The 11,743-nt window shown below is 38.5% G+C and carries 7 protein-coding genes; all 7 read left to right on the top strand.

The genetic code is table 11. The features are described from left to right. Window position 1: 1 nt before the first annotated feature. Window positions 2–763 carry an MlaE family ABC transporter permease gene (locus AAAT26_RS08190; RefSeq protein ID WP_004695453.1) on the top strand — a complete coding sequence of 254 codons (762 nt, stop codon included), beginning with the start codon at window positions 2–4 and terminating at the stop codon, window positions 761–763. Window positions 764–784: 21 nt separating this feature from the next. Continuing rightward, the gene (locus tag AAAT26_RS08185; RefSeq protein WP_004695454.1) at window positions 785–1,543 is read left to right on the top strand and encodes an ABC transporter ATP-binding protein; all 759 of its coding nucleotides are present in this window, start codon (window positions 785–787) and stop codon (window positions 1,541–1,543) included. Further along, window positions 1,543–2,802 carry an MlaD family protein gene (locus AAAT26_RS08180; protein WP_024061015.1) on the top strand — a complete coding sequence of 420 codons (1,260 nt, stop codon included), beginning with the start codon at window positions 1,543–1,545 and terminating at the stop codon, window positions 2,800–2,802. Before AAAT26_RS08185 ends, AAAT26_RS08180 begins: the two co-directional genes overlap by 1 nt. Before the next feature lie 42 nt (window positions 2,803–2,844). Next, on the top strand, window positions 2,845–4,305 hold the full coding sequence (locus tag AAAT26_RS08175) for a TolC family protein (RefSeq protein WP_004695458.1): 1,461 nt from the start codon (window positions 2,845–2,847) through the stop codon (window positions 4,303–4,305). Between the two features lie 179 nt (window positions 4,306–4,484). Further along, window positions 4,485–8,774 (top strand): translocation/assembly module TamB domain-containing protein, encoded by a 4,290-nt coding sequence (locus AAAT26_RS08170; protein WP_349209086.1) that lies wholly within the window; start codon window positions 4,485–4,487, stop codon window positions 8,772–8,774. Window positions 8,775–8,950: 176 nt separating this feature from the next. Next, a complete protein-coding gene (locus AAAT26_RS08165) occupies window positions 8,951–11,119 on the top strand; it encodes a BamA/OMP85 family outer membrane protein (RefSeq protein ID WP_349209085.1) in 2,169 nt (722 codons plus the stop codon). Between the two features lie 106 nt (window positions 11,120–11,225). After that, complete coding sequence (locus AAAT26_RS08160) at window positions 11,226–11,714, top strand: OmpH/Skp family outer membrane protein (protein WP_004695463.1); 489 nt, start codon at window positions 11,226–11,228, stop codon at window positions 11,712–11,714. Window positions 11,715–11,743 lie beyond the last annotated feature (29 nt).

Here is an 11,743-nt window from a genome sequence, read left to right as displayed (position 1 = left end):
GTTGAGTTGGCTAGAATCGATAGGTCGAGTCGTCATAAACGGCTTATCGCAGATGGGTAGTGCTACATTATTAGTGTGGCAAACAATAAAACAATTAAAAATGATTAATCTGTGGCATGTATTTCAACAGATGGCTCACTTAGGGGTAGACTCCTTGCCTATTATTAGCTTAACTCTACTCTTTGCTGGTGCCGTTATGACCTTACAGATTACAGATGTACTCATTACCTATGGTGCTCAAAGTACAGTAGGTGGCCTTATGGCTGTAGCTATGGGCCGTGAATTGGGTCCTATCTTAGTTGGTGTAGTATTAGCCGGCCGTGTTGGCGCAGCTATCACGGCTGAAATTGGTACAATGAAGGTAACAGAACAAATTGATGCCCTACGTGTTATGGCTGTTGATCCTGTTGGTTACCTCGTGGTACCACGTGTAGTAGCGTGTATGATTATGGTGCCAATTTTGGCATTTTATGGTGTTGTTATCGGTATTGCCGGTGGTTACTTTGTAGCCACTGTTATCAAGGGTTTGGCGCCTAGTACATATTTAGATTCTATTCAAATGTTTTCTACCATTTCAGATTTCACCTTAGGACTTATAAAGTCTAGTGTGTTTGGTGCTGTCATTGCATTGGTAGGTGCTTATAAGGGCATGGAAACTAAAATGGGCGCAGAAGCTGTTGGTTTTTCCACTACTAGTTCTGTAGTAACTAGTATTATTCTAGTATTTGTATTAAATTACTTTTTATCTACATTGTTATTTTAGTGGATATTTTTAGAGGGATTTATGATTGAACTACGCAATGTTGTAGTTGCCTACGAGTCACGTGTGATTTTAGACTCTGTTAATCTCACTATTAATGATGGGGAGACGTTAGTTATATTAGGCGGCAGTGGTAGTGGTAAAAGTACATTACTTCGCTTATTAATAGGTTTACAACGTCCTACATCAGGGCAGATTATCGTAGATGGCACAGATATAACTACATTATCTGAAGATGAATTTAATACGGTACGAAGAAAAATGGGGATGGTATTCCAATATTCAGCTTTGTTTGATTCTATGTCGGTAGGTGAGAACGTAGCTTTTGGTTTGCGTCAACATACGAAGTTAAAGGATGACGAAATCAAACGCATTGTGGCAGAAAGACTTGATTGGGTTGGTTTAAAGGGATATGAGTCCTATATGCCTAATGAGTTATCTGGTGGTATGAAAAAGCGGGTTAGCTTAGCTCGTGCTATAGCACTAGATCCGAGTTTAATTCTTTATGATGAACCTTCATCAGGGTTAGATCCTATTACATCAGGTACGATTAGTATGCTAATTAAGGGGATGCAGAATCGGCTTGGTTGTACTTCTATCGTGGTAACACATGATATGCAGTCAGCATTTTATGTTGCTGACCGCATAGCTTTACTCGATCAGGGGCATTTTGTAGAAATTTCTGATACAATAGAATTTAAGAATTCTACAAATAAGAAGGTACAACAATTTATTCATGGTGAAGCAGAGCCGATTAACGAATCTGCGATGGGAGATATATAATGAAGTGGACGACGGAGGCCAAGGTAGGGGCTTTTACAATAATAGGTATAGTTCTATTTATTGCAGGCATACTATTTGTAGGCCGTATCGATATTTGGGCTAAACCGCAAATGACAATTACAGGTGATTTCACTCAAGTAAATGGCCTAAAAAATGGGAATCAGGTTAAATTTTCCGGCGTGGCCATCGGGACTGTTTCTGATATTGAAATTACACCGCGTGGCGTTGTGGTTAAGATGAAACTTGATGAAAAAACGCAGATTCCAAGTGACTCAATCTTTTCCTTGGGGTCAGATGGTTTTTTAGGTGATAAATTTATTCAAATTTCACCAGGACAGTCTAAAGTATATTTACAAGATGGTGACTCCGTTAAAGGTGAAGGCGTTGATGCTGTGGATAAGGCCATGCAGAGTGCACAAAAATTAATGGATGGTACTGAGAAGATGCTACAGTCTATTAATAGTATTATTGGTGATCCTGCAACTCAAAGTGCACTTAAATATTCTTTGCAATCTACAGCTGTGATGGCTGATAATGCGGTAGCTATTACACAAAATATGGCGGATGTAACGGCTCAGCTAAATCAAGCAGCACAACAGTTTAATGCTGATGGTAATGCAGGCAATGATATGCGTGCTATTTTAACTAATTTAAAACAAACTACTGATCGTGTAGATAATATGGCTCGTACCATGGAATCAACTGTAACAGATCCTAAAGCACAAGAAAATATTAAGGAGACTTTACATAATACGGCACAGATTTCAGCTCGCATCAATAAACTGATGGGCGGAAAGGCGTACCAAACGGATGTAAATGGAAATAGTGTAGAGGTTGGTATGACTGAAAAAAAGTCATCTACCAAGATTGAACCATCTGTAGATTTGTTGTATAACACAACGGATAATGAATTCCGTGTCAATGGTAGAGTACGTGCCTTTAACAATAAAGGAATGGCTGAAATTGGCCTTTCTAATATGGGTGATGATACTACTTTTGATCTGAATGCAGGTCGATTTATTAGTTCTAAATGGTTAGTGCGTGGTGGTATTTTTGAAAGTGAATTGGGTCTTGGGGTGGATTATAACCTCCGTGGTCCTGTGTCCTTATCAGCCGCGCTATATGACCTTAATCATCGTAAATATCGTATTCGTAGTGATATACGTTTGCATAAAGATACCTATGGCGTTATTCAAATGACCAGACCGTTCAGTTCTACGAATGGAGGTACCTATTTCGGTATTAAACAAGTATTCTAATGACTAACACATTTACTCTATATGAGTATGGAGGTACATATTATGAATAAAAAGGTTCTTTCCTTAGGTGTAATGCTTTCTTTAGTTACTACTGGTGCATTCGCCGCTGATGTAGTAACTACATCCGTTAACAACGGAGACCAATTAAGCAAATATCAAAAAGAAGCTATTCAATTAACACAAAAGCAATTAGCAGAAAAATCTGTTTTAGACAGTAAAACCTATGAACGTACATTAGCTTTAAACGAAGCCCGTACGGTTGATTTAGCATTAGCTAATAATCGTACAGCTAAGCAAACTAAATGGGGTTATGAAGCTGCTAAATCTGCAGTAAGCCAAGTAGCAGCTGGTAAGAATCCAAGTGTTAGTTATGGTTGGAGTGCTCAAAAAACGGGCGGTGACACAGGTAGTGGCAAATCTGGTAGTCATAACTTCTCCATTAGTGCGCCTGTATTCAATCCACAACTCGATGCAAGCATTGATTCTGCACGTTATACTCGTGAAGGTACTGGTGCTAGCTATGAAGAGGCTTTACAACAAGCAAAATATGATGCTCTTAACGGTTATTATACATTGATTATGAGCCGTAATATGGTAGATGTAGCACAACAAGCTGTTAAAGATTATCAAGGTCATGTAACTAATGTAGAGGCACAGTATAATGTTGGTTTAGTGGCGAGCTCCGATGTATTGGCAGCTAAAACAAATCTTGATGATTCTCAAACATCTCTTGTAAAAGCGCAAAATGCTGCAAATTTAGCAGAGGCGAACTTAAATCAAGTTATTGCATACCCTGCACAAACAGCTATTACTACAGCAGAGCATGATTTACAATATAAACCATATAATGTAACCTTGGAGCAAGCGAAAGCATATGCTATGCTTCATCGTTCCGCTCTTGTTAAATCAGCTCTTGATGTAAAATCTGCGGAAGAAGCTGTAAAATCTGCTAAGGCGGGTTATTTGCCTACGGTTGCTGTAAAAGCTGGTCGTGGCTATGGTGATCCAGATGGTTACTTTGGTACAAGTACAAAGTCCTGGAGTGTTGGTGCTAGTGCTACTTGGAACTTATGGGATGGTGGTGCAACACAAAATGCTATTAAAAAAGCAAATGCACAACTTGAACAAGCAAAAGAAGCTAACTTGGCAACTGTTGATGCTGTATTGTTAGCCGTACAAAAAGCATACTTGAATTTACGAGCTGCTGAACAAACAATCCAAAGTACACAAACTGCAGTCGCACAAGGTCAAGAAAGTTTCCGTATTGCTACGCTTCGTTACCGTGCAGGTGTTGGTACGAACCTTGATGTACTTGATGCAGAAACTAAGTTGACAACAGCTCGTAATAACTATGTAGAAGCTCTTTACAATTACAATATTAGCATTGCGGCTCTTGAACAATTAACAGGCGTTCCATTGTCTACACCTGTAGGTCAAGGTGCTGAAGTTATCGCTAATAGTGGTGCTGTTGAACAATTGTCAAAACTAGGCGGCAATCAATAATATGATCTTTAAAAAGACGACTTCGGTCGTCTTTTTTTCTTGTAATGGACATTATAGACAATGAGTGTTCTTGATAGGTTTTATAAAATTCACTCTGAAAATACTATAGTTATTACTGTGTCTGTGGTAAGATTAGTATATATATTTATATTATTCATAATGTGTATGGGAGTATCATTATGACCCGTAAAAAGTGGCTCCTTATCGGTGCAGCGATTTTAGGTTTGTCTGGTATTGTTGGTGCCAGCATCAATCCTATGGCTCAAACTTACATTGCACCTATGGTTAAAGAACAAGTAAATAATGTCATAAACGGATCTATAGACTATGATTCTCTCCGAATTAATTGGAATGGTGATGTTGTTCTAACAGATGTGACTATCAAAGATAGAGATGGTCATTTAGTTGGAACTGCTCAAGAGGTAGCTGTAGGAGTTAAACTATCTTCTTTGCCGAAGATTGTCGGTGGCAACACATCAGGGGCTACGGCTATTTCTAGTGTAATCGTTGAGGCGCCAGATTTTCATATATGGCAACTAGCTGATGGGTCGTGGAGTATAACTAAGTTAGTAAAACCATCCGATCCAAATAAGTCGGGTACTTTTGATGGCTCTGTGACTGTTAATGATGGTCGCGTAGCGCTACGTACTAAAGATGGAATAAAGAGGAATGTAGAAAATCTTGATGGGACTATGGCGCTTGATATGAGTGGCATGTCTAAAGGTGCCTTTACTGCTGATGTAGATGGTTCCGCAATTACCTTGAATGGCAAAATTGATATGAACAATGTATCTAATTTTGATCTCTTTGTACAAGCTGATGAAATTGATACTGCTGGTATTATGAGTTTTGTTCCACTTCGTAAGGATCTATCTGTAACGAGTGGTAAGTTACAAGATTTACATTTAAATCTTAAAAGTGAAGATGGCAAATACATTATGAGTGGTAATGTAGGCTTTAAAGGTTTAACAGGCACTTATAAACGGGGTAATACAATTTATAATATTACCGATGGCACGGGTCGCATTATGCTTAATAATGATCAAATCATTATTAGTCGTAGTTCTTGGAGGGTAAATGATCAAGTAACAAAGATCAATGGCTTAGTTACACTAGGCAAAGATGAAGAGTATTTAAATCTTAATGTTGTGGCCGATAAAGTAGATTTAGAGGCGATAACAGACGTCGGTGTTTCTGGTATTGTAGGTGGGCGTGCACATATTGGTGGCACGACAGTAGCCCCTCGTGTAGATGCAACGATTGCTAGTGATGGTATTTCTTATAATGGTTACTATATTGATCGTTTACAAGGTGATATTGTATATGATAACGGTTTAGTTCGTACGGATGATGTGCGCCTATCAGTAGGCGAAGGTAGTGCAAAGGTTAAGGGCCAATATGTGGTTGATACAGGGGATTTTGATACTACTATAAAGATTCAAAATTTACCTTTAGGCACTTTCACAAAAGATATGATCTCACCGGTTACAGGTAATATCGATGGTGAGATGCGTATCTTAGGAAAAAATAATCAAGTTACAGATGTTGTAGGCTCTGTTGAAGGTCGCCAAATAGGCATTCGCGGTGTTGTAGTTGATACTGCAAAAGCTAACTTTACGCATGCTGATAATAGTACAAATATGACCGTTGTAGGCACTATAGGAGATGGGGCGCTAAGCGGATATGGCTATATCCAAAATGGTAATATAGATGCCACTATTTCCGGTAATGCATTGCCATTGACCGCACTAAGTCCTATTATTGGTCAAGATGTTGATGGCACCTTGAATACCTCTTTTGCGATACAAGGTACATTGGATAATCCAAATGTAATGGGCACTGTATGGGGGCAAGAGGTACATTATAAAGGGGCTCGATTCAATAATATCCATGGAGATATTAAGCTAGATAACCATATTCTCACTATCACCAATGGACATATTGGTGATGGCGATGGGGGCTATGATGTTAATGGTTGGTATAATCTTAATACAGATGTGTTAGATCTAAATGCCAAGGCTCGGGCTGCTCGTATTGAAAATGTGATTCGTACTGTTACAGATGTTCCTATTACAGGTTGGTTTGAAACAGACAATCATATTACAGGGACGGCTGCAAATCCGATTATAGAAGGTCGTGCTCATTTGTGGGATGGTTCTGCTTATGGCAAACTCGTGACCAATGCGTTTGCAAAATATAACTATCAGAATGATACATTAGAGCTTTATAGATTTGATATTGAAGGTTATGGTGCAACTATCACAGGTGGCGGTACAGTATCTAAAGAAGCAATTAATATTGATTTTGAAGGCAAAAAAATTGATATGGGCAGATTGCTCATTAATACGGATTACAAAGTTGATGGTTTGCTATCTGGTCGAGGACAAATTACTGGATCTGTGGATAACCCTCAATTCAATGGCTATATTTCATCCGATGCCTTATCAGTTAATGGGGAATTATTGAACGATATTCATGGTCGTGTTTATGCAGATAAATCGGTTGTAAATGTGCAAGATTTCACCTTTGCTGAAGCCGATGGTGGTCGCTACACTGCTAAAGGTGGTATGAAGTTTGATGATAGTAGACAACTATTTGGTGTATTAGATGTTACTAATGGTAGCGTAAAGAATTTGCTAACCTTGCTAGACCGGTCCAATGAACACATTGATGGCAAATTAAATGGTTCTGTTGAAATCGGAGGTACACGCGACAATCCAAGCGTTAATGTAACAGGCAAGATTAATGATGTAAGTATTGATGAAAAGATTGTTGGTGATGCAACTATCGATGCAAGTCTTGCTAATCGTAAATTCAAAGTTACAACTTTGAAACTGCCTGTTGATGAAGGTCTCATTGCAATAGGCGGTACGATGGATCTTGATGGTCAAGCGGACTTACAGGTTGCATTAAAGGATGTTGATATAGTACCGTTCTTGCCACTTATGGGTAAGGATATTCAAGCTACTGGTTGGGTGACTGGCGTTGTAAATATCACTGGGGAAACTAAGAATCCTAAAGTAGAATTATCCGGTGCTGTAGAGTCGGGGTCCTTTAATGGTGTTGGTATTGATGAAGGTTTTGTATTGGCTACAATGCAAGATCAAGTTATTCAGATTCAACGAATTCAAGGTGCCAAAAGTGGGTATAAGCTAAGTGTCTATGGTAAGATTCCATTAGCGGCAATCTTTACATCTGGGTATATTCCAGCAAATGATAGCAAATCTATGGATGTAACTATTGATTTTAACGAAGCCAATATGGCTGTTATCCCTCTTCTTACAACTAGTGTTAAGGAGGCAACAGGTCCGTTAAAAGGCACGGTTCACATTACAGGCACTATTGATCAGCCTGAAGCATATGGTACTGTATCGGTACGTAATGGTACGATGAAATTGGCAAGTGTAGAAAATCAAATTACTGGTATTGATGGTGACTTAATTTTCTCTGGTCAACAAGGTGATTTCCAATCCCGTATTAATATGGGCAAAGGCTCAGCTGGTTTGGCTGCTAAAGTAAATTGGTCTGGACATACTCTTACTAATTACAAGGCGGCAGTTCAGCTAGAAGACTTAGAGGTTCGCAGTGAATATGTAAGAGGACCGTTGAATGGTGAACTTTATATTGCTGACCGAGATGGATTGCCGACCCTTATTGGTACTTTAAATCTTGAAAAGATTCAATTCAAAATTCCTCTTTCCTTACAATCTAGTGAAAGTACCAAAGATATGGGGGTGGATGTTACTGTTCATGCGGGTAAAGGTGTACGTTTATATGATCGCACCTTATACAACATGTTTATCAGTGGCGATGTTCATTTTGGTGGATCCTTACAAAATCCAACTGCTAGTGGTCAATTCGATGTTAGAAATGGCACGTTTAAGTATTTGAGCCATGTATTTAATATTACAAAAGGGAATGCCCATTTCGTAGGTGGCTCTTATTTACCAAACTTACAATTAGAGGCTGAAACAAATGTAAGTAATTACACTATTATGCTTGGCGTAAAAGGGACAGTGGATCATATGGACTTATCATTGTCCTCTAATCCTACATTGTCTAGAAAGCAAATTATTTCCATGTTGACCTTCGGCCGCGGTGCAGATTCAAATAGTAGTACTTTGACAAATGAAGATGTGAATGCTGTGGCTACAGCAGGGCTTCAAATGTTTGCTTTTGGCTATGTACAAGATGCATTACAAAATACACTTGGGTTAGACCGCATCAATATTACAACAGGGTCAATTGATCCCGATGAGCCAACCAATAGGGATACGGCAAGTAATTATAATATTGAAATCGGTAAATATGTATTACCGAGAGTCATGTTGACTTATTCTCAAGGTATTAATAACAAACAAAATAAATATGGTATAGAATATTCTGTTAAACGAAATCTTAAGTTCACGGGATGGCATACATCAAAAGGGAACAATTATATAGGTGGTCGTTGGACACGTAGCTTTTAAGAGTATGGCTAGAATGTGTAAACCCCTTAGGTATGCACATTCTAGTCATATTAATTTCATAAAATTTGTTTAATATAGTACTCATTCCAAGCAATTTATGCTATAATGATAAAGATTTATTAGTCTTTATAAATAAGATGTAAACTCTTTATGGGGATGAGTTCTAGGAGGAATTTATGTTTAAACCAAAAGCTTATAAAAGTATGCTTGCAGCGTCCGTGTTGACCGCTGTCATGGGGACAGGCAGTGTATTTGCTGCTGAGGTACAAGCTGGCTATACTCCAGATTTAAATAGCACAACGACGACTAATGCTGCTACAGTAAATGATGCAGCTACTACACAAGCTGTTTATAATGCTGATGCAACTACTACAACTATACAAGATGAAACTGATGCAGCTATCTTAGCTGCTCGTGGTGATACGACTATATCTAGTGACGGCACTGTAGTAAAAGGTTCTGATGGAACTGTTACAGTCAATAATGCTGCTTTAAAAACTGATGATAAACAAGTAAAAATGGTATCTAAAACTACTGGTGGTACTGATCTTGATAAGGCTGCTGAAAATGGCCAAACTCAAGCTGTTACAACAGTAGAAGCACAATATGTCACATCTGCTAGTGCAGAATCTGTTAATCCTTACGTAGGTAAATTGATTACCGGTTTATCTATATCTGGCGTTACAGCTGAACAGCAAGCAAATTTGTTGCCAATTTTAACTGAAAAAGTTGGAGATGCCGTATCTGTTGATGGCGTATTTAAAGATGTAACTAATCTTGGTAATACTGGGTACTTCTCTGAAGTAAATCCTGTATTTACTTCCGTGCCTGAAGGCGTAAAATTGGACTTTGCCGTAACCGTAAATCCAGTTACTACTGGCGTTTCCTTTGAAGGTAATACTGTATATTCCTCCGAAGTATTGACTAAGTTCATGGATATTCAACCAGGTCAAGTTCTTAACTCTGTATCTGTAGGGCAAAAAGTCCAAGGTATTAATGCTGCATATGCTCGTGATGGCTATATGTTAGCACACGTTGATGGTGTCCGTGTAGATGACCAAGGCGTACTTCATATACACATTGTTGAAGGTATCGTAGAAGATATCATTCCAGCAGGTAACAAGAAAACTCGCAATAAAGTTATTACTCGTGAATTTGTTCAAAAGAAAGGAAAACCTTTTAATAAATTCTTGGTACGTCGTTCTGTAGAACGCGTATATAACTTAGGTTTCTTTGATGACGTAAACGTTCGTATGTTGCCAGGTGAACAAGATCCAAATAATGTAATTATTGAAATCGATGTATTGGAACATAAGACTGGTACAATCACATTAGGTGCTGGTTACTCTAAATCTGATGGGTTGATGGGTATTGTTGAATTTGGTGAAGATAACTTCCGTGGTACTGGCGATAAATTTAAAGTTCACTGGGAAATCGGTGGTAAGAAAAAATATAAGAACTACCAAATCTCCTACTTGAAACCTTGGATCGATAGCAAAGGTACATCCCTTGGCTTCTCCTTCTTCAACCGCGAAGATGAATACACAGATTACAATGAAGATGGTAATGAAGTAGCAGAATACAATAAGAAATCTCGTGGTTTCAATATTTCCTTCGGTCGTCAAACTGGGGAATATACTCGTGATTACTTGACATTAGAATCCCGTAAAGATTCTTATAAATGGGATGATGATGATAGTTCTGGCTTCCGTTATGATAAAAATGCGGGTAAAGGTACAAACTGGGATAATGGTTCCTATAACTTCGCATCTGACAACTATGTAAAAAATAACTTCGGTCGCATTAACTCCGTAACATGGCAAAAAGTATACGATTCTCGTGATAATATCTATGAACCAACTCGTGGTCGTCGTATTTCTTATACTACACAATGGGCTGGTCATGGCTTGGGCGGTGACTTCGACTTCTACAAATTCACAGCTGAAACTCGTATGTACAAGAAATTGGGCGCTAAGAATGTATTGGCATTCCGTGCACGTGCTGGTTTCATCCAAGGTGATGCTCCTTATAGCCAATTGTTCACATTGGGCGGTGCTGATTCCTTACGTGGTTATGAAGATGATCAATTCCGTGGTAAGAAGATGTACAATGCTACATTGGAATTCCGTTTCCCAATTGTTAAGAAAGTTAGCGGTGTGTTATTCGGTGATATTGGTGATGCATGGGATGCACCAAATGTTACATGGTATAACAGCAAAAAATCCTTTAACTATGGCGTTGGTGCTGGTGTTCGTATTACAACCCCAATTGGTCCTGTTAAACTTGACTATGGTGTGGGTAAACACAAAAATAAATTCCACTTCAGCTTCGGTACACAATTCTAATATAGTAAATGTATATGGTGAAGGCCTCTTTTTAAAGAGGCTTTCACCAATATCTCTATATGGCATCCTTTGATGCAGTGATTTAAAGAAATGAGGGCACTCTATTATGATGCGAATGATGAACAACAAGGCGAATGTAAAGATTTTTTCCATCGTCATTGCTGCTATTTTTATTGTTGGTATTGGTGCGTTAGCTTATACGCAAATGGCTTCGCCTAGTAGTAATAGTGGGACTAGTACTATTGGGGTTATCGATACATCTCGTATGTTGTCTCAAGATAATCCAATTTATATCTCTGCAGCTCAAGAATATATGAGCTATCAAAGCCAATTACAACAAGAAACGCAAGCTAAAATTGATGCAGCACAAGATGATGCTACTAAACAAAAAATTGCTGAAGAAGCTCGTCAAAACCTAGCTAAAAAAGATCAAGAAATTGCTAAATCCGTTCAAGATAAAGCTATGGAGGCTGCAAAAGCGGTTGGTGATGCTAAAGGTCTTAGCGTTGTTATGACTAAAGACACTGTACTATACGGTGGTGTTGATATTACAGATCAAGTATTGAAAAAACTAGCTACTGATGCAAAAAAATAAACTGTAGTTCTATGTAAGGGAGAACGACA

The sequence above is a fragment of the Veillonella parvula genome (genome assembly GCF_040094895.1).
GTDB classification, from domain to species: domain Bacteria; phylum Bacillota; class Negativicutes; order Veillonellales; family Veillonellaceae; genus Veillonella; species Veillonella parvula_L.
Note: the sequence above shows the minus strand (reverse complement) of the source record. Positions and strands in the feature narration are given on the sequence as shown.